We start from the raw sequence: 24,194 nt of genomic DNA, 5'->3' as shown, positions 1-24,194 counted from the left end.
GTATTCGGGTGCAGGCAACCCACTGGAGGAGGCGGAATCTGCCCTGGCTGCATCGCTGAAGTAATGCAAAATCCCGCCAGTAATGGCGGGGTTATTTATGCAGAAACAGCCCCGGCATACTTCTCACTCGCCAGTATCTGCGCCAGTGCTTGCTCGTAAATTCCCACACCTGATGACATTGAGTAACTGAACTCAAAAATATCTGTCTGGACAGGCGTGCCGTCACCTACCGATGACGTAATAGTAGCCCTGGCTGTACCGTCAGTTGTGATAGTAATAAGCGCAATGGAGCAGGTTAAGTCCACCGTGATTTGCTGCTTACCAAGACTCAGTCCGGTATCAGTGCTGACTACGTTTGCGTCAAACGTTTTGGTTAATTTAAATGACATATTTACAACCTCTTTAAATTTGTTTGGCGACCGTCCCGGTCAGCATCATGAACGTGTAAACCGTATTTGCCGTCATTGATATATTTGAACCTGACGAGTTATTAATTAATGACGAATGCGTTATCGTGCAGCCGGTGCCAAACGTCATAACTCTGATAACCTGACCCTCAAATCCTTTCATTGAGTTCAGGGTTGTACCTGGATTTAATAAAATAGTCTCGCGTCGGTATATTTCAATATCCGGGCTGGATGTTATCATTTTTCTGATATCATTTTTTACGCCAGCAAGCAGGTTATGTGGTGCCCCGGTTATTGTTGGCTTGCCGATATCATAATCACCGCCTCTTGCATAAAATACAGACCCTGCTGTTTTTGTTATGTTGTTGGTGTTTATGTGCAACGACCCCATCTTTGTCCCTGTCCCCATGCATATCAGCCCTTGATATGACGGGTAAACAGCTACTCCATCTATTGTGTAGGTATCCTGACACTGTATAGACCCTCCGAATTCGTCATAATCTGCCAGATACATAGGGTATGCCGCCGGGTCTGCGCCATCTGCCTGCATCGGGCCGGTAATAGTGAGTGCCTTGAATTTTGCAACTGATGTTCTTGTCGGGCTTCTGTAAATCCAGCGAACACCAGGATAATTCCCGACAATACCGCCGACGGTAAAATCACACTCGTTGTAGACTGGCCATTGTCCCTGGTCATACAAATACGGTGTCTTAGTTGTCGGGGTGGTAACAAACTGCATGCCGTCGAAATGATATCGCGTGGCGTTATCATTAATTTTAACGACATAATGTGCTGCATCTTTTTTGCGTTTGGTCTCAATTTTCCCGTTAATAAAGCGAACGTGTTCGATGAATCCGCACTCAAGTGAGAACGGACAGTGCTCAATACGCATATCATAAAATTTCAGCGCGTTCGAGTTATCGCCATGTTGCGACCCCAGCCAGACCGCCGGGACTGTCCCGTCCGGGTCAGAGCAGATACTGACAGTCAGCCGTCTGATTGAGCCGTCCCACAGCTCGCTTCCAAGCAGTGCTTGCTTAAACCCACAGATGGTCAGCGTGCCGATATCGATGGCAGAGGCAATGTAATCCAGTTTTAACGCCGGGCGGTTTGACCTGACATTCCACTCAGCAGGTATGGTTAAATCACGGTTATCAAATAAATCTTTGCTGACAATTGCGACGTTGCGCATGTAAATGCCGGACAGGCGTTTTGCTTCAGTCCCCGCAATCGTGATAACCGGATTTGCTGAATCAGCGTCACGGGCAATAAACACCGTCCCGTTATCAATCGAGCCCAGATTGCGGGTGCTGGCCAGCTCGGAGTTAACGCCCCATTCCAGATCAAATTTCGGGTCGTAAGAGAAATTCAGCTCAGAGATATAAACCTTTCCTGTCGGCAGTCGGGCATATTTTTTGCCTTTTGCATAGGCGTTGAACTGGTTCAGAACGTCAGCGTTAAACTGATAGTCAGCGTCACTTACAATCATGCCCCCGGAATTTTCCAGGAGGAATATATCCGGATTGATAATACCCGCATCGAGCGCGGTCATTACCGCCGGTAATTCTGTGCTAATCCCGACACCAAAGGCAGACAGGGTAACGTCACCACCCATATTTAGCCGCCACGCGCCGGATGCACCGGACGGGTCAATCGTCGGGGCAATAAACAATCGCGGGTACGTCGAAACCAGCTCACTCATATCAGACGGATCAAACCACCATTCCCCGGCGCCGCCATCATAGGCCCACTTAGCCCCCAGCGTTTTTATTCTGCTGCTGACCCCAGGAAATATACCGCGCAGGTCGGCCAGATGGCGAGGAGAACCTACCAGTAACTGCCCTTCGCCTGAACCCAGGTTTGAGCGAATAACATCAGCATTTTACAATCAGCCTTTTCAAAGGGTTACAACATGCTGATTGGCTACGCTCGGGTGTCTACCGGCGATCAAAACCTCGATTTACAGAAAAACGCACTGATTCGCGCAGAATGTGAGCTGATTTTTGAAGATACTGCCAGTGGGAAGAACGCCAAACGACCTGGATTGAGAAAGGCTATCCGCCGTCTTCGCCCTGGTGATTCGCTGGTGGTCTGGAAACTTGACCGACTGGGTCGCAGCGTGCGCGATTTGATAACGCTGGTGTCGGAGTTGCAGGAGAGGGGAATACATTTCCGCAGCCTGACCGATTCGATAGATACATCAACGGCCGCCGGCCGCTTCTTCTTTCACGTCATGAGCGCGCTGGCGGAAATGGAACGTGAGCTGATAGTGGAGCGCACGCGAGCTGGTTTAGCCGCGGCGAGAGAGCAGGGGCGTATTGGCGGGCGCCGGCGGGTAATGACTTCTGATGTCGTCGATCGGGCACATCGTATGCTGGAGAACGGCGCTACCCGGCAGCAGGTGGCAGATGTAGTAGGCGTAGGTGTGAAGACTATTTATAAATATTTCCCTGTCGGCTAATGATTCTGATACCTCGCGACTGAATAAATACCGCTTTTTGGGTATGATGAACGTCAGAAGATGGCCTGAATCACTGCTATAACTTATTGTTTTTATGTGGTTCGTTTATTTGTGTATGTTCGGATTATTTTCATATCTAATTGATATTGAAAACAATCACCACTAATTTAAAATCCCTCGGCCATAGGCTGTACGAGTTCAAGTCTCGTTCCGGGTACCATTGGGATTATTGAATAAAATCAATGATAAGCAGTGTCGTGAAACCACCTACGGGTGGTTTTTTCATTTCTGAAATCCCCCCCTTTCATGATCTCGCGGCATTATATCTTTTTGTTACACGGTCCACCGCCTGACGGAGCGACCGCAATTATCCTGCCATACCGGGCCATTTCTCGAAAATATCATGACGGGGTAATTTTACGCCGGGCGAAATCCCGCCAGGTCGGCCGTTGAAACTGATATCATCAACATCTCTGTTCCTCGAAAAGGTGTTCATATGCTGCATTCTGGCCTGCCGGAGAGGCATAGAATCTTCATCGGCGATATCCACGGTCAGTACCATAAGCTCTCCGCTTTGCTGGATCATCTTGATGCTCTGTACCAACGGGATGAGCGTTTACTGATCTTTGTCGGCGATCTGATTGATAATCAGCCTGGGGCGCCGATCGACCACCTGGCGGTACTGGAGCGGGTGAGGGCGGAAGTGGAATCGCGGCGGGCGATATGCCTGATGGGCAATCATGAATTTAATGCCGTTGGCTGGTCAATGCGCCATCCGCAGAGCGCTCAGCCCCTGCGGCCGCATTCACCGAATAATCGACGTCAGCATCAGGCGTTTCTGGCCGATGTTGTCGAAGACACTCCGCGGCATAATTTCTGGATCGACTGGTTTAAAACCCTGCCGCTGTTTGTTGATTATGGCGATATTCGGGCGGTACATGCCTGCTGGGAAGATGAGACAATTGCCCGGCTACGGCCGTGGCTGGATGAACAGCATCGATTGAAACCCGAAAGCTGGGTCGCCGCTTTTGATAAACAGCATCCTCTGTTCCGGATGATCGAGACCGTGCTTAAAGGACCGGAACTGAAACTCCCCGCGGGCTTTAGTTTCGTGGATAAGACCGGCGTCGAGCGCCGCCATATTCGTGTGCGCTGGTGGCGGGATGATGCGAAAACCTATCGCCAGATAGCCCAGGTTCAGGCGGAGATGGTCAGCCGGATCCCGGATATTCCTCTGGAGCAGACCGCTCCTGGCACCACCGATGTCCCGGTGGTGATCGGTCACTACACGTTATCCGGCGAACCTCACTCCTTGAGCGAGCGTGTTGTCTGCGTCGATTACAACGCGGCGAAAGCCGATAACCCGCTTTACGCCTGGATTCAGGAACCCGGCCCGCGACGCGCGGTAACGGGAACCTTTGTCTGCAAGCCCAATGCCTCCTGCCGCCACCCTGCCGGCTAGCGCCGGTATTCAGCGTTTCCCCCCCATTTTTCTCAGGCGCGGCATGGCCAAAGTGCGGTAAAATAGCGTTCCGGTTCGCCGGACTATTATCCTTTGGGAACGGAACGCCGTTATGGCAATAAAAACAATTTAAATGAGGGATCTTATGGCTACATTGCTTGAAAGCTACGGTGATTGCTTCCGCAAATATGCCACCTTTCGCGGGCGTTCGGCGCGCAAGGAGTATGTGGTTTTTACCGTCGCCAACTTTGTGCTTTCGGCCGTACTGGGGTTGATTCCGATCGTGGGCGGCCTGTTTGGCCTGATCATCATTATTCCCGGTATCGCGGTTGCGGTGCGCCGTCTGCACGATTTGAACAAATCAGGCTGGTGGCTGCTGTCACCCTATGCTGTTCTGCTGGTTGGCTTTATCGGCATTATCGCCACCGTTGATAACGGTGAGGCGGCCGTGTGGGTATGGATCGCGGCGGCGGGAGGCATGGCGGCGCTGGCGTTGTCTGTCTGGCTGCTGTTTGCCCGCGGCACCGATGGCGTCAACCGCTATGGCGACATTCAGCAAGAGAGTGAATACAGCCCGCTAGCTGCCCGGCAGAGCGCGCCGCTCTCTTCCGCCGATGATGTGCGGGAACGCCTTGCGCAGGCGAAAAAAATGTTCGATGACGGAACCATTACCGAGAGCGAATACGAAACGATGCGCGCCAGCATCATTAAAGACATTTAACGCTTGCTGAGTACGCTGCCGGGTGGTTTTCTCCCGGCATTTCCGCTACTGTATGCGCCATTTTTCTACCACGACGAGCCTGTTTATGAAAACCGGACCCCTGAACGAAAGCGAACTTGAATGGCTGGACGATATCCTGTCGAAATACGCCACCGAGGGCGCCATCCTTGATGTCTCAGAGCTTGACGGCCTGCTGACGGCCATTCTCTCCGGCCCGAAAGAGATTGAACCGGCTCAGTGGCTGCTGGCAATCTGGGGCGGAGCGGACAATGTGCCGCGCTGGGCGAACGACCGCGAGCGTGACCATTTTGTTAACCTGACTCTGCAGCACATGAGCGATATTGCCGAGCGTCTGGACGAGTATCCCGATCAGTTTGAACCGCTGTTTGGGACCCGCGAAGAGGAAGGTCAGGAGCTGACGATTGTTGAGGAGTGGTGCTTCGGCTATATGCGCGGCGTCGCTCTCGGAAACTGGCCTGCTCTGCCGGAAGAGCCGCAGTCGGCGCTGGACAGCATTGCTTTACACGGCACGGAAGCGCAGTTTACGGCGGTTGAGGCGCTCTCTGTCGATGAGTTTATCGCCAGCGTAGACCACATCCGCCCGGCAGCGCTCTCGTTGTACCAATACTGGACTGAGCATGCTGAGCCGGAAATCGTACAGCAACCGATCCGCAATGAAGTCAAGGTCGGGCGTAACGATCCCTGTCCCTGTGGCAGCGGTAAAAAATATAAGCAGTGTTGCTTAGCGAAATAAAAAAGGGGCCTGATGGCCCCTTTTTTTATCCTACCGCCGGGAGCAGACCCGCAACGATGCAAAACTGAATAGCGACAATCGCGATACCGCATAGCAGCACCAGCCACAGCGCCGGTGTTCCCCCTGCGACCCGCCAGGGAGCGTCAGGGTGCTGTTTCCGACTCTTCATCACCAGCAGCGAGGGCAGCATGAGCGCCAGCACCGCCAGCGCGACGCCGGCATAGCCCAGCGCCATCACGAAGCCGCGCGGATAAAACAGGGCAAACGCCAGCGGCGGGAGGAAGGTGATTGCTCCGCTTTGCAGACGACCGCCGGGGCTGTTTTTGCGCTGGAACAGATCGGCCAGATAATCAAACAGCCCAAGCGCCACGCCAAGGAACGAGGTGGCCAGCGCGAGGTCGGCGAACAGATGCACGGCCAGTTCAACGTGCGGCGACGCCACGACTTCGCGCAGTGCTTCCAGCAGCCCGTTCAGGCCGGCATTTTGCGCCAGCAGCGCGGTAAATGCCGGTGAGTCAATACTGCCGAGCGTCGCCAGCTGCCAGAAAATATAGGCCACCAGCGGGATAAAGCTACCGATGATAAAGACCCGGCGCAGCTTACGAATATCGCCGTTGAGATAGCTGACGATGCTCGGCACGCTGCCGTGGAAACCGAAAGAGGTAAAAATCACCGGGATCGCCGACAGCGCCAGGCCCTGCTGGAGCGGGAGCGTCAGCAGATTGATCCGGTGAATATGTGGCAACAGCAGCACCAGCATAATGGCGAGAAAAATGATTTTGGCGCTAAACAGGAAGCGGTTAAACAGATCAACCAGCGATGTGCCGAGGCAGACTACCGCGCCGCCAATGGCGGTAAACAGCAACACGCCGCCCGCAGGAGGAAGCGACCAGTCCAGCCACTGATTGAGGCTAGAGGCCAGCAGTTCGCCCGCGCCGCTGATGTAGGCCGCGGTCAGCGCATACATCAGGAATAACATGCACAAGCCGGTCACCCACTGCCCGTAGCGTCCGAGATAACGTGCCGCCAGCGAACCGAGTCCCATATCGGCGGGCACGTGCTGATAGACCTCCAGCAGTAATAACGCGGTGTAGCACATCAGCGCCCACAGCGCGATCAGTAAGCAGAAGGTGACGCCGAAACCCACGCCCGCGGAAGCCAGCGGCATTGCCAACATCCCTGCGCCGATTGTGGTTCCGGCCACGATTAAAATACTACCCAGAGTGCGGTTCTTCACGTTTCTCTCTATCCATGAAGGAATTAACAATAAAATATGTCGCGCAGAGTATGTGAAATTATCATTCTCGTCAAATGAGGGTTACAGTGGTTGTAATTAAATATTTACACTCCGCGAAGGTCGCCTGAAGGCTGCGCTGGCGCAAAGCTTGCTGCTGTCCGCCGGGCTATTCTGGGCGTTTTACAGGAGGAGCTATGCAATCGATTCATGGTCATGAAGTGCTGCAGATGATGATCGCCTCGGGCGAACCTTACTCGACGGCCAGTCTTGAAGCGGCAATCATCGCGCGCTTCGGCGCAGATGCACGTTTTCATACCTGCTCGGCAGAAAATTTAAGCGCGGCGGAGCTGGTGGCGTTTCTACAGAAAAAGGGGAAGTTTGTTGCCGTAGAGGCGGGGTTTAATACGCGTGAGAGTAAAATCTGCCAGCATTAATTTCGTGGCGAAGCCGAAACTTCGCCACCGGGATAATTAATTCTGCGTGTCGAGCGTCGCCAGCTCTTTATCAATAAAGTACAGGCCTTCGCCGCTTTTACCGGCGAGGGTCAGCTTATCAATAACAGATTTAAATAATTTCTCTTCTTCATGCTGTTCAGCCACATACCACTGCAGGAAATTAAACGTCGGATAATCCTGATTGGTCATGGCGGCGTGGGCCAGCTCATTAATTTTCTGGGTAATCAGCTGTTCGTGTTCGTAGGTGACGCGGAATAGCTCATCCAGCGATGCATACTCGGCAAACGGCGAGGAGATGGCGTTGATGCAAGGCAGGCTGCCGGTATCGGTCAAATAATCAAACAGGCGCTGCATATGGGTCATCTCTTCCTGCGCATGACGGCGGAGGAATGCGGCGGCGCCTTCAAAGCTGTGGTAGCTGCACCATGCGCTCATTTGCTGATAAAGCAGAGAAGAATAAAGCTCAAGATTCATCTGCTCATTCAGTTTATCGATCATTTCTGTTTTCAGCATCGCGTGTGCTCCGAAAATAAAGACTTAACATAATGGTGTCGCCACTATAATTTGTTATTAATTTATTTGCAAAAAGTAAATTAAAAAACTTATTTATTAAAAATGAAAATGGGAATAAAACGCATTGGCAATTTAATATGTAATGAGAATGGTTTCGGTTTAATATTTTAGCCAGTTCGTATTATCAAAATATAAAACAGAAATAAGGTGTCTGGCGTTGGCTGGAAGATGGGCTGCCAGGCAGCGGACTTCGTCGCTACCTGTGGCGGCTGGCACCGGGAGGCGGCAGGCCAAAGGCGAAAAATGTGAAGCGCTACGTAATTTATAAAACAACTTTTCATAAAATTTGAAAGTGTGTTTGTTAAGTAGTAGAGTCCATCATAACGCTAACGAACTATCGCGGGAGCGCCCGCGCAGCATTCAGGAGAGTAAAGCATGAAAATTGCACTGATGATGGAAAACAGCCAGGCCAGCAAAAACGCCATCATCCTCAACGAGCTAAACGCCGTTGCCGATGAAAAAGGGTTCCCGGTATACAACGTCGGGATGAGCGATGAGCACGATCATCATCTGACCTATATTCATCTGGGCATTATGGCCAGCATTCTGTTGAATTCGAAAGCGGTTGATTTCGTGGTAACCGGCTGTGGTACCGGGCAGGGAGCGCTGATGTCGCTGAATATCCACCCTGGCGTAGTGTGCGGCTACTGTATTGATCCGGCTGATGCCTTCCTGTTTGCGCAGATTAATAACGGTAACGCGCTGTCCCTGCCTTTTGCCAAAGGTTTTGGCTGGGGCGCCGAGCTGAACGTGCGCTTTATTTTTGAAAAAGCCTTCACCGGTCGCAATGGCGAAGGTTACCCGCCGGAGCGCAAGGAGCCGCAGGTGCGTAATGCCGGGATCCTGAATACGGTGAAAGCTGCCGTGGTGAAAGATAACTATCTGGATACTCTGCGCGCTATCGATCCGGAACTGGTCAAAACGGCTGTCTCCGGCCCGCGTTTCCAGCAGTGCTTCTTCGAGAACTGCCAGGATAAAGAGATCGAAGCTTTTGTCCGCCAGATAGTCGGCTAAGCCCTCGGTTTTTTTTCCAATAAGGCCAGCTTCCGCTGGCCTTTTTACTTTTATTTTTTTCTCTCCGAGACGCTGCTGCCGGCATCTTTACTCAACCGCAAACTATCCACCATTCCCACCAGACAAATGAAGGCAATAAAGACGAAGGAGAGCCGGAAGCTGATTCCCGGCACTGCCGTCAGGCTTAACCACTCACTGGCTTTTTCACCCATGCGAATGCCGATCGCGCCGAGCGTGATCCCCAGACCCACGGCCAGCTGCGACGCGGTACTGAACAACGTATTGGCGTAGCTCATCTGCGCGGGCGGAACATCGGCAAAAGCAAGCGTGCTCACGCCGGTAAACTGAATCGAGCGGAATACGCCGCCGAGGTACAGGATCATGCAAATGAGCCAGATCGGGGTCTGCGGCGTTAAAAAAGCACAGGCGAGCAGTGAGATGACGTTTAGCGCCCCGTTTATCAACAGTAGCCGACGGAAGCCGAGCCAACGAATGAGCGGGGTGGTCGCGGGTTTAATGGTGAAGTTGCCGACAAACACCGCCAGTACCAGCAGCCCGGAATGGAAAGGATCCATACCAAAGCCGACCTGAAACAGCAGCGGCAACAGAAAGGGAACGGCGCTGATGGAAGCGCGGAAAAGCGACCCTCCGTACATCGTAACCCGAAAGGTGGGCACCTGTAGCGCATCCAGACGCACCATCGGCCACTCTGCCCGGCGGAAATGGCGCAGAGCGAACAGCATGCATCCTGTACCGAGCCCCAGCAGGAGCAGGGTTGCCCAGCCTTGCGGCCGGGTATCGCCAAGCAACTCCATGGCGCTCACCAGGCTCACCATGGCAACCGATGTCGCAAAGAAGCCGGGAAGGTCAAAGGGACGTCGCTCCTCTTCGCGGATAGCGGGAATAATACGCAGCGACAGCGCAATGGCTATCAATCCCAGAGGAACATTAATAAAGAATATCCAGTGCCAGCTGGCATAGCGGGTAATAAAGCCACCCAGCGGTGGACCGATGATCGGCGCCACCAGCGCCGGCCATGTCAATGTGGCAATTGCTTTGATGAGCTGATCTTTTGGCGTGGTCCGCAGCACCGCCAGACGGCCGACGGGCACCATCAGCGCGCCACCCATTCCCTGAAGGATACGCATAGCGACAAAGGTGTCCACGTTGCTGGCAAAGCCGCAAAAAACTGAGGCCAGCGTAAAAATGGCCAACGCCAGCGTGAAGATCTGACGCGCGCCGAAGCGATCGGCAATCCAGCCGCTGGCCGGGATCAATACCGCCAGCGTAATCAGGTAGGCGCTGATACCGATATTCAGGTCAACCGCCGCAATGCCAAAATCCTTTGCCATGTCCGGCAGCGCGGTAGCGATTACCGTCCCGTCAAGAAACTCCATGAAAAATGCCCCGGCAACCAGCAGCGCGGGAGCGGAGAAGGCGCGGCCTTCTCGTGAAGAGATATCTGTACTCATTGTGTCTGCCATCGGCTGGTGAGGTTCTGATCGCAGGAAAAACCGGCAGGCTCTTAACTCTGCGATTTCCCTCATTTTTGTTTAATTTATAAATTATTTTTGTGAAAAAATTGTGAGTTACCGCATATTTTTATTGATTTATGTGATGCAAGTCATATTATAAGCCCATCAACAGTAACACCTGCATAACAAAACCGGAGTCGCTTCATGAAACTGCGCAAAATTCTGAAGAGCATGTTCGAGCAGTACTGCAAAACATTCAAAGATGTACCGCCTGTCGGTATGTTCTGATAAAAAAACCTGCTGCGGCAGGTTTTTTTATCTCTCGGGATTTAGGTTACTATTACGCTCCTCGAAAAAGGAGTAATAAATGTCTCAACATCTCACCGAACAAGACGAACTGGTTTCTGACGTTGTCGCCTGCCAGTTGGTTATCAAACAGATTCTCGACGTCATTGATGTCATCGCCCCTGTTGAAGTGCGCGAAAAAATGACCACCCAACTGAAAGCCATCGATTTTGCCAGCCATCCGGCTTCGGCCGATCCGGTGACGCTGCGCGCGGTTCAAAAAGCGATTGCGCTGATTGAGCTTAAGTTTACGCCGCAGGGTGAAGCACACTAAGTTGTTTCGCCCCGCTATCGTTGTCGATGGCGGGGCGAGAACCAGACGTTAATGAGAGATAGCGGTCCTTGCCGGCGCCGGCTGCTGATCCTTAAAGAGCTTACTGTTGCCCCAGCACTCTTCATAACGGTGGCCGACTAAATCCTCCACAATGATGCGCACATCGGGCGGAATATCGCTAACCTTACCGCCGGCTTTAATCCGCGCCACTTCCTGCAGTACGACCAGGTGCGCTTTGCGATCCAGTTTCATCTGCTTGCTGAAGACAATGGCCGCCAGCGCCAGCAGGATCACGCCGCTACAGAACACCACCGCAATGGCGGTCACGGCGCTTTCTGGTTGCGTATGCGCTTTAGACTGGAACCCGTAGAAGCTGAGAATGGCTCCCATCGTGAAGACAATAATCGAACGCAGGATTTTTCCGGAGAAGGTCATGGCACCCGCGTAAATCCCTTCGCGGCGGCGGCCGGTATAGATCTCATCAACATCGGCGAGGAAGGTGTAAACGGTCCATGGAATGTAGTACACGCCGCCGGTACCCAGGCCAAACAGCACCGTGATCCCAAACATCAGGATGGTTGCCAGATGGGCAGGTAGATGGAAAAACCACAGCGAGGTGTACAGCAACACGGAGAAAATCACGATGCTCAGCGCCAGAATATAGGGCTTGCTGAACCCCTTTTTCACGCACAGGCCGATAAACAGCGCCGTAGAGAGCAGCTGCAGAATCGAGTTCAGGCTGTTCAGCCCGGCAACCATCGCCGGATCGTGCTGCAGGACAAAGATAACGAAGTAGGTAAAGATCGAGGCAAACAGCCATTCTGCGCCGAAACCGCAGAGATACATCCCAAGATGTTTGCGGAACACGCGTAGATAGAAGGTCGAACGCATATCCTTCGCCAGCATCAGCAGGGTCGAGAACAGGCCTTTTTTCTCGCTCACGCGAACTTCTTCTTCACGCGGACGCTCCCAGCTGCAAAACCACAGGCAGGAGATGGCGATAATCAGAATAGCGCCGTAGGTCAGCCCGGTCAGGAAGAACGGTGTGGCGGAGTCTTTGCCGTACAACAGGATAAACTGACCAGGGATGAATGCCGCGAGGAAGTTGGCGAGCTTGCCGAAAATGGCTTTATAGCCGGTCAGTTTAGAGCGTAATGAGAAGTCGTCGGTCATTTCAGTGGCTAAGGTTTCATAAGGCACCATGACTGAGGTATAAATAATCTCAAAGACGACGTAGGTGCAGAGGTAGTACCAGAAACCAAGCCCCTCAACCCACAGCAGCGGGTAAAACATCATCAGCGGTATGCCGATCAATAAAAAGAAACGTCGGCGTCCGAAGCGTTTGCCGAGCCGCGTTTTACCGAAGTTATCGGTCAGGTAACCCATTAACGGGTTGCTGATCGCATCGATGATGCTGGCGACGGAAAAAATAAACGACGCTTCAATCAGCGTCAGTCCGCAGAAGGTGGTGTAGAAATAAAGTAGCCAGGCGCCGCTGATCGCCAGCGCGCCGCTCCCCAGCAAATTACCGCCGCCGTAGGCGAGCTGATGGCGTAACAAAATCGGTCTTCCCTGCAACCCTTGTGAGGTTGAAGCCGCGTATCTTGCCATTAATATAAACCCCATGTTTTAAATTTTTGAAACGCTGTTTTTATATTCTTAAAGTCGATGACGAAAAGTGATCGTCGTCACTAATCATCCGCTGCGCGCTTTCCTGGGGCAGGAATGCGATCGGCTTAAAAGTTTTTAATGCTTTTCAGGAATAAGAACGGCGCCTGAGCGCTGGAAATGATGTTTAGAAATAGCGAACGCTGGAACGTTATTCACGATGGTCGGGGGCGTGAAGCGGGGGATTGATGACCTTGTGCCGTTTATCCGCGATGCGGATCTGTGGCCAGAAGCGTTTGCAGGACATCCCCGCGCGGGGTTAATGCGGTTACGCCAGTCAGGGTGAGCACTATCATGCGGCGCTGAAGCCGTTCCCTCAGGATTGAGCCTCACGGAGGGAACGGCGGATGTGGTGCCCGCCGCTGCGGCCTTAATCCTGGCGACGTGTCACCAGACTGAGCAGGCGGCGATCGGTCTGCAGCATACCCAGGCCGGCTTTATCCGCATTACGGACCTCTTCAAGCACGCTTTGCAGCAGTACGCCGTCCTGCTGCTGCTCTTTCTCTAGCAGCGTCAGGAAGCGCCAGGTGGTGTCGTCACACTGCGCTTTAGCTTCTTCGGTCAGCCCGGACAGCATGCTGCTACGCTGTTCATAATCGGCCAGGGTGGTGGTAAACAGATCTTCGAGGGAGTGACAGTTATGGTGGTAACTGCCTTCGTTTTTGACGATCGGCCAGTTTCCGCCGGTCTTCATAAAATCGAATACCCGCATCATCTGCGTCACGTGCGATTGTGCCCGGGAGCGCAAAAAGATGGCGGTGCCGTTCAGACGGTGCTGTTCGCACCATTCGCTGAGATGCAGATATAAATTTGAGGCATGAAACTCAAGGTTCATCTGATTATTGAGTTTTTGAGCCATTCCTGGAACGACCATAAAAATATCCTTATTAAGCTGGAGATATCATTCACGCGTCGGGAATCTTCGCCGGTGAACGATAAAATGCGAGACTCTTTACGCGTAACATTGTCGGCAAAATAATGAATTTGCACTTTCCCTATGTGTATCGGTAATTAATTAGCGCCTGCCGATATATATAGAATACCCTTAATAGTAGACTAAGAAAACTCTCAAGTGCGTCTGTTTACGTTTCGTTACAACATCCTTATAAAGTGTGTTGTCTTTGTCTGTTCTTTGATTTAAATGCCTATATAATTATGATTTTATTGAATTTATTTTGCCGGCATTTTTTGTGATATGGATGATGTCTACGACATATTAATTAAATATGAATTTAATCCTGGATTCATAATTCGGTCATGTCGCATCAACCATTCGGTAAAAAAGAAATCACGGGAAAGGGCAGTGACGTCATTTTTACAGGAGCAGATAAATGGGGAGGGGAGGTATATTCTGTTATTAACGGTAATAAAATTCCCCTGAGCGATATTTCATCTTGTGAGAAGTCGAATCGCTAAGGGAAACGGCTGAAGAAGGGGGGCGCAGCGCTTTCGGCAAATCCCTTGAAAGGGGGACGGCTGTAGCCACAAGGATAAGTCTGCTGATGATATGGATAATATTGCTATATGCAGAGCTAATTGTCTGACAATTGGCTCTTTTTTTATGTCATTTTTCGCTAAATCTATGCACGCAATTACTGTAATTCCGCGATGTGATAATGCTCTCGTATGGAGAATTGATTTCCGGTTATTACTTAATGAACAACGGCAGTGCGGTGTGCAATTTTTCTAATGCCTTGTTTTACGTCCGATAAAAAAATTAAGTCCGATACTTCCCTACAGAAAAGCGAAATAAAGCTGGAGTTTACCATGCACAAATTTACTAAAGCGCTGGCGGCGATCGGTCTCGCTGCGGTTATGTCACAATCAGCTATGGCTGAAACGCTTAAACTCGGATTTCTGGTGAAACAACCGGAAGAACCCTGGTTTCAAACCGAGTGGAAATTTGCCGATAAGGCCGGCAAAGATTTGGGCTTTGAGGTGATTAAAATTGCGGTCCCGGATGGTGAGAAAACCCTGAATGCCATCGACAGCCTGGCGGCCAGCGGGGCAAAAGGCTTCGTTATCTGCACACCTGACCCGAAACTCGGCTCGGCGATTGTCGCCAAAGCGCGCGGATACGATATGAAAGTCATCACCGTCGATGACCAGTTCGTTAATGCGAAAGGTAAACCGATGGAGAGCGTACCGCTGGTGATGATGGCCGCCAGTGAAATTGGCGCCCGTCAGGGTCAGGAGCTGTACAAAGAGATGCAAAAACGCGGCTGGGATGTGAAGGATATCGGCGTGATGGCGATTACCGCCGATGAACTCGATACCGCCCGTCGCCGTACCACGGGTTCCATCGATGCGCTGAAAGCGGCCGGTTTCCCGGACAAACAGATCTACCGCGTTCCGACTAAATCCAACGATATTCCGGGCGCCTTCGACGCCGGTAACTCGATGCTGGTGCAGCATCCTCAGGTGAAGCACTGGCTGATCGTGGGGATGAATGACAATACCGTGCTGGGCGGCGTGCGCGCCACCGAAGGTCAGGGCTTTAAAGCCGGAGATGTGATTGGCATTGGCATTAATGGTGTGGATGCGGTTAACGAACTCTCTAAAGCGCAGGCGACCGGTTTCTACGGCTCTCTGCTGCCTAGCCCGGATATCCACGGATATAAAACCAGCGAGATGCTCTACAACTGGGTGACCAAAGGCGCAGAACCGCCGAAATTCACGGCGGTCACCGATGTGGTGCTGATCACGCGCGACAACTTCAAAGAAGAGCTGGCGAAAAAAGGGCTGTAAGGCCTGGTTGACCCTGCCTCCCGCACGTTGTGGGAGGCTGAGCATAGAAGAGCGGAGTTGTTATGCAACAGTCTACCCCTTATCTCTCATTTCGCGGCATTACCATGACCTTTCCCGGCGTTAAGGCGCTCTCCGATATTAGCTTTGACTGCTACAGCGGACAGATCCACGCCCTGATGGGGGAAAATGGTGCCGGAAAATCGACGCTGCTGAAGATTCTCAGCGGCAACTATATCCCCACCGCCGGCGACCTGCTGATAGGTGGCCAGCCGCGCGTATTCAGCCACACCACCGAAGCGCTTAACGCCGGAGTGGCAATTATTTATCAGGAGCTGCACCTGATTCCGGAAATGACCGTCGCGGAAAATATCTACCTCGGCCAAATCCCGCATAAGTACGGGTTAGTGAACTGCTCGCTGCTCAACTACGAAGCGCGGCTGCAGCTGGAACATCTGGGACTGGATATCGACCCGGAAACGCCGTTGAAATACCTCTCTATCGGCCAGTGGCAGATGGTAGAGATTGCCAAGGCGCTCACCCGTAACGCAAAGGTCATCGCCTTTGATGAACCGACCAGTTCTCTTTCGGCGCGCGAGATCGACCATCTGTTTCGCGTTATCCGCGAATTGCGCGAGGAAGGGCGGGTAATTATTTATGTTTCGCACCGCATGGAGGAGATTTTTGCGCTCAGCGATGCGATCACCGTATTTAAAGATGGCCGCTACGTACGCACCTTCGATGATATGCAGGCGGTGAGTCATGACGCGCTGGTGCAGGCGATGGTCGGACGCGAGCTGGGCGATGTTTACGGCTGGAAACCGCGTGAGTATGGCAAAGAGCGTCTGCGCCTGCAGCAGGTCAAAGCGCCCGGCGTCCGCACGCCGGTAGATCTGTCGGTGCGCAGCGGGGAAATCGTCGGCCTGTTCGGGCTGGTCGGGGCCGGGCGCAGCGAGCTGATGAAAGGGTTGTTTGGCGGAACCCGTATTACCGGCGGTCAGGTGTATATCGACGGGCAGGCGATCGATATTCGCAAACCGGCACAGGCCATCGCGGCCGGAATGATGCTGTGCCCGGAAGACCGCAAAGCGGAGGGCATTATTCCGGTCCATTCCGTACGCGACAATATCAATATCAGCGCGCGTCGCCGGCATATTCACGCGGGCTGCATCATTAACAACGGCTGGGAAGCGCACAACGCCGATCGGCATATTCAGTCGCTCAATATTAAAACCCCGGGCCCCGAACAGCTGATTATGAATCTCTCCGGCGGCAACCAGCAGAAGGCGATTCTGGGGCGCTGGCTGTCGGAAGAGATGAAAGTGATCCTGCTGGATGAGCCGACCCGCGGCATTGATGTGGGCGCGAAGCATGAAATTTATAACGTTATCTATGCCCTGGCGGCCTCCGGTGTCGCCGTCGTTTTCGCCTCCAGCGATTTGCCCGAAGTGCTCGGCGTGGCCGATCGTATCGTGGTGATGCGCGAAGGTGAGGTGGCGGGCGAACTGCTGCATGACGATGCCAATGAACAGCAGGCGTTAAGCCTTGCGATGCCAAAAGTGAGCCAGGCGGTCGCCTGAGTAAGGAGTCAATGATGTCCTCTGTTACTACCCCTAATACCCGCCAGACTTCGTTGAGCTTTGCCCGAATCTGGGATCAGTTTGGCATGTTGGTTGTTTTTGCCGTGTTGTTTATCGGCTGCGTGATTTTTGTGCCCAATTTTGCCTCGTTTATCAATATGAAAGGGCTGGGGCTGGCGATTTCAATGTCCGGTATGGTGGCCTGCGGCATGCTGTTTTGCCTGGCGTCCGGGGATTTTGATCTGTCGGTGGCATCGGTCATCGCCTGCGCTGGCGTAACCACGGCAGTGGTGATTAATCTGACGGAAAGCATGTGGATAGGGATTGCCGCCGGTCTGCTGCTGGGGGCAATCAGCGGGCTGGTTAACGGCTTCGTGATTGCCCGGCTGAAAATTAACGCCCTGATCACGACGCTGGCCACCATGCAGATTGTGCGCGGCCTGGCGTATATTATTTCCGACGGGAAGGCGGTCGGCATCGAAGATGAGCGCTTCTTTACCTTAGGTTATGCCAACTGGTTTGGCCTGCCGGCTCCTATCTGGCTGACCGTCGCCTGCCTGATTGTTTTTGGTTTACTGCTCAACAAAACCACCTTTGGCCGCAATACGCTGGCTATCGGTGGCAATGAAGAGGCGGCCCGGCTGGCGGGGGTGCCGGTGGTGCGGACCAAAATCATTATTTTCGTGATCTCAGGCCTGGTTTCTGCCGCCGCGGGGATCATTCTCGCCTCGCGTATGACCAGCGGCCAGCCGATGACCTCGATTGGCTATGAGCTGATCGTCATTTCAGCCTGCGTGCTCGGCGGCGTGTCGCTGAAAGGCGGGATCGGCAAGATCTCTTATGTGGTCGCCGGGATCTTGATCCTCGGCACCGTAGAGAACGCCATGAACCTGCTCAATATCTCGCCGTTCTCTCAGTACGTGGTGCGCGGGGTGATTCTGCTGGCGGCGGTTATCTTCGACCGTTATAAACAAAAAGCAAAACGGGCTGCTTAATAATCCCCCAACCTTTTAGTCTAATCCCTGATTATCGCCAGCGCCCGCTGCGCTGGCGATAGCTATCAAAAATGGCGATCCCGGTCACACTGTCTATACTTACATGGCTAACAATCCGTTAACAACCAGCGTTGCGCTGGCCATGAAAGGAGGAGAACAGGGTGGCTGACAAGATATCTGTACCGCCTGTGCCAACCGAACATCATGCATTTTTCTTTGACCTCGACGGCACGCTTGCCGATATCAAACCTCATCCCGATCAGGTTGTTATCCCCACACCGGCGCTTCAGGCGCTGCGGCAGCTTGCGCACCAGCATAGTGGGGCGGTGGCATTGATTTCAGGGCGCTCAATGGTTGAGCTTGATGCGCTTACCCATCCATACCGGCTGCCGCTGGCCGGTGTTCACGGGGCAGAACGCCGCGATATCAATGGTAAAACGCACATCGTCACGCTTCCTGATGCGCTGCTCCGGGAACTGGATGAGCAGCTGCGGGCGGCGCTGGAGACGATGCCGGGGTGTGAACTGGAACACAAAGGCATGGCGTTTGCGCTGCACTATCGCCAGGCGCCGGCGTACCAGAGCGCGGCGCTGTCGCTGGCGCAGGGGATTGTCAAACGTTACCCCATCCTCGCATTGCAGTTGGGTAAGTGCGTGGTGGAGATTAAGCCGCGTGGGGTTAATAAAGGGGAAGCGATTGCGACGTTTATGCAGGAGTCGCCGTTTCAGGGGCGCAAACCGGTATTCGTTGGCGACGATTTGACGGACGAAGCCGGGTTCAGCGTCGTGAATCAACTCGGCGGCATGTCGGTAAAAGTGGGCAAGGGCGACACCCAGGCGCAATGGCGTCTGCCGGATGTCACGGCCGTTCAGCATTGGTTAATCAGCATCGCAAATAATAAGCAACAACCTGATGCGCAAAATGACAGGAGGGAGGGTTATGGGGCGCTTAGTCGTAATATCTAATCGTATTGCGCCACCGGATGATAAAAAGGCCAGCGCGGGTGGCCTGGCCGTGGGTATTTTGGGCGCACTGAAGGCCGCCGGTGGATTATGGTTTGGCTGGAGCGGAGAAATTGGGGATGACCAGAAGCCGCTAAACACGGTGACGCGAGGCAATATCACCTGGGCCTCGTTTACGCTCAATGAACGGGATCATGACGAATACTACAACCAGTTTTCCAACGCCGTGCTGTGGCCCGCATTCCACTATCGCCTGGATCTGGTGGACTTCCAGCGTCCGTCATGGGACGGCTATCTGCGGGTCAATGCCAACCTGGCGAAAAAGCTTCTGCCGCTGATTGAGCCCGATGATATTTTGTGGATTCATGATTATCATCTGCTGCCTTTCGCCAGCGAGCTGCGCAAGCTCGGGGTCAATAACCGTATCGGTTTCTTTTTGCACATTCCGTTCCCGACGCCTGAGATTTTTAACGCGCTGCCTCCGCATGCCGAGCTTCTTGAGCAGCTCTGTGACTACGATCTGCTTGGCTTCCAGACCGATAACGACAGGCTGGCGTTTCTTGATAGCGTCTCGCTACAGACCCGGGTGGTGACGCGAGAGGGTCGACACCATGAGGCATGGGGCAAACATTTCCGCACCGAGGTTTACCCGATAGGCATCGATCCTGACGAGATTGCACGAAGTGCGAAAGGGCCGCTGCCGCCCAAACTGGCACAGCTGAAAAGCGAGCTTAACGGGGTAAAAAATATCTTCTCCGTCGAGCGACTGGATTACTCTAAAGGCCTGCCGGAGCGCTTTCTCGCCTATGAAGCCCTGCTGGAGAAATACCCGCAGCATCATGGCAAGATCCGCTATACGCAGATTGCGCCGACCTCCCGCGGCGAAGTGCAGGCCTATCAGGATATTCGCCACCAGCTGGAGACCGCCAGCGGCAGAATCAATGGCCAGTACGGACAGCTGGGCTGGACGCCGCTGTACTACCTGAATCAACATTTTGAACGCAAACTGTTGATGAAGATCTTCCGCTATTCCGATGTCGGGTTAGTGACGCCTCTCCGCGACGGCATGAATCTGGTGGCAAAAGAGTTTATTGCTGCCCAGGATCCGCAGAACCCCGGTGTGCTGGTCCTGTCGCAGTTTGCCGGGGCGGCGAATGAGCTGACCAGTGCGCTGATCGTCAATCCCTACGATCGCGACGAAGTGGCCGCGGCGCTGGATCGCGGTCTGACGATGCCGCTGGCGGAGCGCATTGCGCGTCATGCGGAGATGCTGGCGGTAATCAAGGATAACGATATTCATCGTTGGCAGGAGCGGTTTATCAGCGATTTGCAGCAGGTAGAACCGCGTAGTGAGGAGAGCCGATTGCAACGCAAAGTCTCGACTTTCCCCAAACTGGCGTAGCGCGGTGAGAGGAAAAAGGCTGACGCCAAAGGCGTCAGCCTTTTTCCAGGGAGACCAGTAAAACGTCTACGCCACTGCTGCCGACGATGCTTTTCGCCGAGCAGGTAGCGCGCGAAAACAGGCTGTGGTTATGATTGCCGCATATCACCAGATCCACGCGATGCTGCCGGCAAAAATCCTTGATGTGGTGGCTAAGTTCGCCGCTGGCGATCGTCACGTTGTCGATAGGGTAATCGGCTTCTTTCGCCAGTCCGGAGAGAAAATCTCGCGTTTCTTCATGCATCAAGTCCCGCAGGTTTTCCAGCATTGGCGCAGCAAACTGGTTATATAACTCCGGGTCGGTGGCCAGCGTGATCAGACTGACTCTGGCATCCAGCGGGCGTGCGATAGAGACCGCCTTATTGATAAGCACGCGGCTTTCCGGCGTTGGGGCGACGGCAACGAGCAGATGAGAATAAGACATCAGGCCTCCTTCAGATACGCGAAATAACCCTTCATACTTTCTTTACTCTCATTTTTTATCTCCCGCAAGACCTGTTCATCACACATTAAACGACTGATTTCTGGTGGAGATAAATCACGTTTTTGCCTGCCAGATTTTATTTTTGGTCATGCGTTTTGTTATAAAGGAAATGTCGTTTTATAAATAGGTGATGCCTGTCCGTCGACTCTTTGTATTTTTGCCATGGACGGGAGCGGGCTGGCAAAAATGAAAAGGTAACCCTTTTCCTATACTTCTACTGTAGCCGTGTATCCACTCCCTTTTGGCTAAGCCAGAAAGCTTGTCGGAGTTCACTAAAAAAAAGACACAGGATTTACGGCGATGAAAACACGTAAAATCGGTTTAGTTAATTATCTGGCCTATGGCTCGGGCGACTTCCTTGGCGCCGGGACAACCGCACTGACCGCGGCCTGGCTACTCTACTTCTACACCACCTTCTGCGGCCTTTCCCCCATTGAAGCAACATTGATTTTTGCCACGGCAAGGGTGCTGGACGCGGTGATCAGCCCGCTGATGGGCTTTCTGACCGATAACTTCGGCACAACGTGGCTCGGCAAACGCTTTGGCCGACGTAAATTCTTTATTCTGCTCGGCATCCCCTGCGTGTTCAGCTACTCCATCATGTGGGTTGGCGATATGGGATTCTGGTATTACCTGCTCACCTATCTGCTGTTCGATATCGTCTACACCATGATTCTGGTGCCGTATGAAACGCTGGTACCGGAAATGACGGATGATTTTAAACAAAAAACCAAATTCTCCGGCGCGCGTATTTCGATGGCGCAGATGTCGGCCATTCTGGCGTCATTCCTGCCGGGCATTCTGCTGACCCAGTTTGGAAAGGACAATGCGGTTTCCTTTTTCTACGCAAGCCTCGTGTTCTCCGTGCTGTGCGCGCTGATGCTGACTTTCGTCTGGTTCTTTACCTGGGAACGTCCGCGGGAAGAGTGGTCGGAGGCCGCACTGCGGGCGGAAGAAGAGAAGCGCCATTTGTCTCTGGCTCAGAGCCTCAACCGCCTGTTTATTGAGCTGAGTTCGACGCTGCGGATTAAGATTTTCCGCCAGCACCTGGGGATGTACCTTGGGGGCTATATCGCCCAGGACGTCTTTAATGCCGTTTTTACCTACTACGTGGTGTTTGTGCTGATGCAGGAGGCCTCAATGGCGTCCAACCTGCTGGGCACGATGGCTATCTTCCAGTTTATTGCCGTTATCGCCATGATTCCGCTCTGTATTCGCTTCGGGCCCGCCCCTTCCTATCGTATGGTGGTGGTGCTATTTGGTCTGAGCTCATTGTCCTATGCGATTCTCTATTACGCCGGGCTGAGCGATGTCTACTCGCTGCTGCTGTTGGTCTCTGCCATCGCGGGACTGGGTCGTGGCGGAATCAACTACGTACCATGGAATACCTACACCTATATCGCGGATGTGGATGAGGTCATTACCGGACAGCGCCGGGAAGGGATTTTTGCCGGCATTATGACCCTGACGCGCAAAGCCTCTCAGGCCGGTGCGGTTATGCTGGTGGGCATTATTATGCAGCTCTCCGGGTTTGTTTCCGGGCAGAAGACCCAGCCCTATGAAGTGAGCCATACCATCCTGTTAATACTGAGCGTAGGCACGCTGTTGGTGCTGGCCTGCGGTTTCCTGGTCTCCCTGCGCTTCAAGCTCAATCTTGCCACGCATAGCGTGCTGCGGGCGGAGACGCTCAAAATGCGTCGGGCGGGCTGCGCACAGCCAGAGCTGACGACAGCGGAAGATCGCGCGGTGGTTGAGATGCTGGCCGGCATGCCGTACGACACGCTGTGGGGAAATAACAATATTGGTTATCTGAACCGCAACAAACCTGCCGCGCCATCGCTGAAGCAGGGTGCTGAAATGAAATCGACATACAACAGAGGGTAGAGAGATGAAGGTGTGGCCTGTCAAACATAGCCCGTTACTGCGTCAGCCGGCGCATTTTATCAGCCGCCATGAACTGCAGTCGCTGATCGAAAAAGTGACCCATAATCTGGTCAATATTCGGGATGACGCGGGGACGTTTCTGCTGCGGCTGGACGACGGGCGGGTCATTGATACCAAAGGGTGGGCCGGTTGGGAGTGGACGCATGGCGTAGGTTTGTACGGTATTCATCAGTACTACCAGCAGACCGGGGATGCGGCGATGCGCGATATTATCGACAGCTGGTTTGCCGACCGCTTCGCCGAAGGGGCGACCACGAAAAACGTGAATACTATGGCGCCATTCCTGACGCTGGCCTGGCGCTATGAAGAGACCGGGAGAGCGGAATATCTGCCCTGGCTCGAGAGCTGGGCGGAGTGGGCGATGCATGAGATGCCGCGCACGGAGCATGGGGGAATGCAGCACATCACGCTGGCGGAAGAGAACCATCAGCAGATGTGGGACGATACGCTGATGATGACCGTACTGCCGCTGGCTAAAATCGGAAAATTGCTCAATCGTCCGCAGTATGTGGAAGAGGCGGTGTATCAGTTTTTACTTCACGTTCAGAACCTGATGGATAGGGAAACCGGGCTGTGGTTTCACGGCTGGAGCTATGACGGTCAGCATAACTTCGCCCGCGCTCGCTGGGCGCGGGGTAACAGCTGGCTGACGATGGTGATCCCCGATTTCCTGGAACTGGTTGATTTACCTGAGCACAGCGCGGTCAGACGCTATTTGATCCAGGTGCTGAACGCGCAAATTGCCGCGCTGGCAAAATGTCAGGATGACAGCGGCCTGTGGCATACGCTGCTGGACGATCCGCACTCGTACCTGGAAGCATCGGCCACCGCCGGATTTGCCTATGGCATTCTGAAAGCGGTGCGTAAGCGCTATGTTGCTGCGGAGTATGCCGAGGTGGCGGAGAAGGCGATTCGCGGGGTGGTGAAAAATATCTCCCCGGAAGGCGAGCTGTTGCAGACCTCGTTTGGTACCGGGATGGGCGGCAATCTCGACTTTTATCGTGAGATCCCGCTGACCTCAATGCCGTATGGTCAGGCAATGGCGATCCTGTGTCTGACGGAGTATTTGCGCAAATACTTCTAAGACAGGATTTGATCGTCCTTGCAGGCCTGAAAAGCGCAGCGCCATCAGGTACTTCCCTGGCGGCGCACGGTTTGCCGGGGTGACAAAACCGCATACAAAAACCCGGCCATGGC

At 53.4% G+C, this 24,194-nt stretch carries 23 protein-coding genes; 15 read left to right on the top strand and 8 right to left on the bottom strand.

Annotated features, from left to right (window positions below; translation table 11 throughout):
- Positions 1 to 95 precede the first annotated feature (95 nt).
- Both AC007G_RS20155 and AC007G_RS20150 read right to left on the bottom strand, forming a co-directional pair.
- Complete coding sequence (locus AC007G_RS20155; RefSeq protein ID WP_479466654.1) at positions 96 to 389, bottom strand: hypothetical protein; 294 nt, start codon at positions 387 to 389, stop codon at positions 96 to 98.
- 13 nt (positions 390 to 402) lie between these two features.
- On the bottom strand, positions 403 to 2,109 hold the full coding sequence (locus AC007G_RS20150) for a hypothetical protein (RefSeq protein WP_479466653.1): 1,707 nt from the start codon (positions 2,107 to 2,109) through the stop codon (positions 403 to 405).
- 210 nt (positions 2,110 to 2,319) lie between these two features.
- Between AC007G_RS20150 and AC007G_RS20145 the strand changes: the two genes are divergently transcribed.
- The 4 genes from AC007G_RS20145 (at position 2,320) to AC007G_RS20130 (ending at position 5,805) form a co-directional block, all read left to right on the top strand.
- The gene (locus AC007G_RS20145) at positions 2,320 to 2,868 is read left to right on the top strand and encodes a recombinase family protein (RefSeq protein ID WP_479466652.1); all 549 of its coding nucleotides are present in this window, start codon (positions 2,320 to 2,322) and stop codon (positions 2,866 to 2,868) included.
- A gap of 496 nt (positions 2,869 to 3,364) precedes the next feature.
- Positions 3,365 to 4,330: a metallophosphoesterase gene (locus AC007G_RS20140; protein WP_260612548.1), complete on the top strand. Its 966-nt coding sequence runs from the start codon at positions 3,365 to 3,367 to the stop codon at positions 4,328 to 4,330.
- 145 nt (positions 4,331 to 4,475) lie between these two features.
- A complete protein-coding gene (locus AC007G_RS20135; protein WP_032686895.1) occupies positions 4,476 to 5,051 on the top strand; it encodes a DUF805 domain-containing protein in 576 nt (191 codons plus the stop codon).
- 52 nt (positions 5,052 to 5,103) lie between these two features.
- Positions 5,104 to 5,805 carry a YecA/YgfB family protein gene (locus AC007G_RS20130; protein ID WP_463669581.1) on the top strand — a complete coding sequence of 234 codons (702 nt, stop codon included), beginning with the start codon at positions 5,104 to 5,106 and terminating at the stop codon, positions 5,803 to 5,805.
- Positions 5,806 to 5,830: 25 nt separating this feature from the next.
- Here the strand turns inward: AC007G_RS20130 and tyrP are convergent, their stop codons facing one another.
- Positions 5,831 to 7,042, bottom strand: coding sequence for a tyrosine transporter TyrP (tyrP, locus tag AC007G_RS20125; RefSeq protein ID WP_032699331.1), 1,212 nt, complete (start codon positions 7,040 to 7,042; stop codon positions 5,831 to 5,833).
- 194 nt (positions 7,043 to 7,236) lie between these two features.
- Between tyrP and AC007G_RS20120 the strand changes: the two genes are divergently transcribed.
- Positions 7,237 to 7,476, top strand: a complete 240-nt coding sequence (locus AC007G_RS20120; RefSeq protein WP_032686897.1) for a YecH family metal-binding protein — start codon at positions 7,237 to 7,239, stop codon at positions 7,474 to 7,476.
- Positions 7,477 to 7,512: 36 nt separating this feature from the next.
- On the opposite strand, the gene ftnA is transcribed toward AC007G_RS20120, so the two are convergent.
- Complete coding sequence (gene ftnA, locus AC007G_RS20115) at positions 7,513 to 8,010, bottom strand: non-heme ferritin (protein WP_004864122.1); 498 nt, start codon at positions 8,008 to 8,010, stop codon at positions 7,513 to 7,515.
- A gap of 435 nt (positions 8,011 to 8,445) precedes the next feature.
- Between ftnA and AC007G_RS20110 the strand changes: the two genes are divergently transcribed.
- Positions 8,446 to 9,084 carry an RpiB/LacA/LacB family sugar-phosphate isomerase gene (locus AC007G_RS20110; protein WP_004864120.1) on the top strand — a complete coding sequence of 213 codons (639 nt, stop codon included), beginning with the start codon at positions 8,446 to 8,448 and terminating at the stop codon, positions 9,082 to 9,084.
- Positions 9,085 to 9,134: 50 nt separating this feature from the next.
- Here AC007G_RS20110 and AC007G_RS20105 read toward each other — a convergent pair whose 3' ends face one another.
- Positions 9,135 to 10,556 (bottom strand): MFS transporter, encoded by a 1,422-nt coding sequence (locus AC007G_RS20105; protein ID WP_032686898.1) that lies wholly within the window; start codon positions 10,554 to 10,556, stop codon positions 9,135 to 9,137.
- Positions 10,557 to 10,763: 207 nt separating this feature from the next.
- Between AC007G_RS20105 and azuC the strand changes: the two genes are divergently transcribed.
- Both azuC and AC007G_RS20095 read left to right on the top strand, forming a co-directional pair.
- Positions 10,764 to 10,847 (top strand): stress response protein AzuC, encoded by an 84-nt coding sequence (azuC, locus tag AC007G_RS20100; RefSeq protein ID WP_142630721.1) that lies wholly within the window; start codon positions 10,764 to 10,766, stop codon positions 10,845 to 10,847.
- A 79-nt stretch (positions 10,848 to 10,926) separates the two neighbouring features.
- Positions 10,927 to 11,178, top strand: coding sequence for a DUF2766 family protein (locus AC007G_RS20095; protein WP_004864113.1), 252 nt, complete (start codon positions 10,927 to 10,929; stop codon positions 11,176 to 11,178).
- A 48-nt stretch (positions 11,179 to 11,226) separates the two neighbouring features.
- On the opposite strand, the gene AC007G_RS20090 is transcribed toward AC007G_RS20095, so the two are convergent.
- Together AC007G_RS20090 and AC007G_RS20085 are read right to left on the bottom strand one after the other, a co-directional pair.
- Positions 11,227 to 12,738, bottom strand: coding sequence for an MFS transporter (locus AC007G_RS20090; RefSeq protein WP_032686899.1), 1,512 nt, complete (start codon positions 12,736 to 12,738; stop codon positions 11,227 to 11,229).
- A 478-nt stretch (positions 12,739 to 13,216) separates the two neighbouring features.
- A complete protein-coding gene (locus tag AC007G_RS20085; RefSeq protein ID WP_032686900.1) occupies positions 13,217 to 13,720 on the bottom strand; it encodes a non-heme ferritin-like protein in 504 nt (167 codons plus the stop codon).
- A gap of 893 nt (positions 13,721 to 14,613) precedes the next feature.
- Between AC007G_RS20085 and AC007G_RS20080 the strand changes: the two genes are divergently transcribed.
- From AC007G_RS20080 to otsA, 5 genes are all read left to right on the top strand, one after another.
- A complete protein-coding gene (locus tag AC007G_RS20080) occupies positions 14,614 to 15,594 on the top strand; it encodes an arabinose ABC transporter substrate-binding protein (RefSeq protein ID WP_479466651.1) in 981 nt (326 codons plus the stop codon).
- 62 nt (positions 15,595 to 15,656) lie between these two features.
- On the top strand, positions 15,657 to 17,171 hold the full coding sequence (gene araG / locus AC007G_RS20075; protein WP_142630717.1) for an L-arabinose ABC transporter ATP-binding protein AraG: 1,515 nt from the start codon (positions 15,657 to 15,659) through the stop codon (positions 17,169 to 17,171).
- Positions 17,172 to 17,185: 14 nt separating this feature from the next.
- Complete coding sequence (gene araH, locus AC007G_RS20070) at positions 17,186 to 18,166, top strand: L-arabinose ABC transporter permease AraH (RefSeq protein ID WP_142630716.1); 981 nt, start codon at positions 17,186 to 17,188, stop codon at positions 18,164 to 18,166.
- Positions 18,167 to 18,327: 161 nt separating this feature from the next.
- Positions 18,328 to 19,131 carry a trehalose-phosphatase gene (gene otsB, locus AC007G_RS20065; protein ID WP_142630715.1) on the top strand — a complete coding sequence of 268 codons (804 nt, stop codon included), beginning with the start codon at positions 18,328 to 18,330 and terminating at the stop codon, positions 19,129 to 19,131.
- Entirely contained in the window at positions 19,106 to 20,530 is a 1,425-nt protein-coding gene (gene otsA, locus AC007G_RS20060) for an alpha,alpha-trehalose-phosphate synthase (protein WP_032686906.1), read from the top strand. The genes otsB and otsA overlap by 26 nt, the downstream gene beginning before the upstream one ends.
- Positions 20,531 to 20,564: 34 nt before the next feature.
- On the opposite strand, the gene uspC is transcribed toward otsA, so the two are convergent.
- The gene (gene uspC / locus AC007G_RS20055) at positions 20,565 to 20,993 is read right to left on the bottom strand and encodes a universal stress protein UspC (RefSeq protein ID WP_032699333.1); all 429 of its coding nucleotides are present in this window, start codon (positions 20,991 to 20,993) and stop codon (positions 20,565 to 20,567) included.
- A gap of 360 nt (positions 20,994 to 21,353) precedes the next feature.
- Here uspC and AC007G_RS20050 point away from each other — a divergent pair, with 360 nt between their 5' ends.
- Together AC007G_RS20050 and bglB are read left to right on the top strand one after the other, a co-directional pair.
- Positions 21,354 to 22,937: an MFS transporter gene (locus AC007G_RS20050; protein ID WP_032686908.1), complete on the top strand. Its 1,584-nt coding sequence runs from the start codon at positions 21,354 to 21,356 to the stop codon at positions 22,935 to 22,937.
- A gap of 4 nt (positions 22,938 to 22,941) precedes the next feature.
- The gene (gene bglB / locus AC007G_RS20045; protein WP_032686909.1) at positions 22,942 to 24,081 is read left to right on the top strand and encodes a beta-galactosidase BglB; all 1,140 of its coding nucleotides are present in this window, start codon (positions 22,942 to 22,944) and stop codon (positions 24,079 to 24,081) included.
- Positions 24,082 to 24,194 lie beyond the last annotated feature (113 nt).

The organism is Klebsiella sp. CSG-1 (assembly GCF_056521145.1).
The sequence above is the reverse complement of the archived record's forward strand: the minus strand, read 5'-3'. Positions and strand labels throughout refer to the sequence as shown.

Coding starts and splice junctions, on each gene's coding strand:
- AC007G_RS20155 (WP_479466654.1), bottom strand. CDS start 389: ATGTCATTTAAATTAACCAAAACGTTTGACGCAAACGTAGTCAGCACT.
- AC007G_RS20150 (WP_479466653.1), bottom strand. CDS start 2,109: ATGAGTGAGCTGGTTTCGACGTACCCGCGATTGTTTATTGCCCCGACG.
- AC007G_RS20145 (WP_479466652.1), top strand. CDS start 2,320: ATGCTGATTGGCTACGCTCGGGTGTCTACCGGCGATCAAAACCTCGAT.
- AC007G_RS20140 (WP_260612548.1), top strand. CDS start 3,365: ATGCTGCATTCTGGCCTGCCGGAGAGGCATAGAATCTTCATCGGCGAT.
- AC007G_RS20135 (WP_032686895.1), top strand. CDS start 4,476: ATGGCTACATTGCTTGAAAGCTACGGTGATTGCTTCCGCAAATATGCC.
- AC007G_RS20130 (WP_463669581.1), top strand. CDS start 5,104: ATGCGCCATTTTTCTACCACGACGAGCCTGTTTATGAAAACCGGACCC.
- AC007G_RS20120 (WP_032686897.1), top strand. CDS start 7,237: ATGCAATCGATTCATGGTCATGAAGTGCTGCAGATGATGATCGCCTCG.
- ftnA (WP_004864122.1), bottom strand. CDS start 8,010: ATGCTGAAAACAGAAATGATCGATAAACTGAATGAGCAGATGAATCTT.
- AC007G_RS20110 (WP_004864120.1), top strand. CDS start 8,446: ATGAAAATTGCACTGATGATGGAAAACAGCCAGGCCAGCAAAAACGCC.
- AC007G_RS20105 (WP_032686898.1), bottom strand. CDS start 10,556: ATGAGTACAGATATCTCTTCACGAGAAGGCCGCGCCTTCTCCGCTCCC.
- azuC (WP_142630721.1), top strand. CDS start 10,764: ATGAAACTGCGCAAAATTCTGAAGAGCATGTTCGAGCAGTACTGCAAA.
- AC007G_RS20095 (WP_004864113.1), top strand. CDS start 10,927: ATGTCTCAACATCTCACCGAACAAGACGAACTGGTTTCTGACGTTGTC.
- AC007G_RS20085 (WP_032686900.1), bottom strand. CDS start 13,720: ATGGTCGTTCCAGGAATGGCTCAAAAACTCAATAATCAGATGAACCTT.
- AC007G_RS20080 (WP_479466651.1), top strand. CDS start 14,614: ATGCACAAATTTACTAAAGCGCTGGCGGCGATCGGTCTCGCTGCGGTT.
- araG (WP_142630717.1), top strand. CDS start 15,657: ATGCAACAGTCTACCCCTTATCTCTCATTTCGCGGCATTACCATGACC.
- araH (WP_142630716.1), top strand. CDS start 17,186: ATGTCCTCTGTTACTACCCCTAATACCCGCCAGACTTCGTTGAGCTTT.
- otsA (WP_032686906.1), top strand. CDS start 19,106: ATGGGGCGCTTAGTCGTAATATCTAATCGTATTGCGCCACCGGATGAT.
- uspC (WP_032699333.1), bottom strand. CDS start 20,993: ATGTCTTATTCTCATCTGCTCGTTGCCGTCGCCCCAACGCCGGAAAGC.
- AC007G_RS20050 (WP_032686908.1), top strand. CDS start 21,354: ATGAAAACACGTAAAATCGGTTTAGTTAATTATCTGGCCTATGGCTCG.
- bglB (WP_032686909.1), top strand. CDS start 22,942: ATGAAGGTGTGGCCTGTCAAACATAGCCCGTTACTGCGTCAGCCGGCG.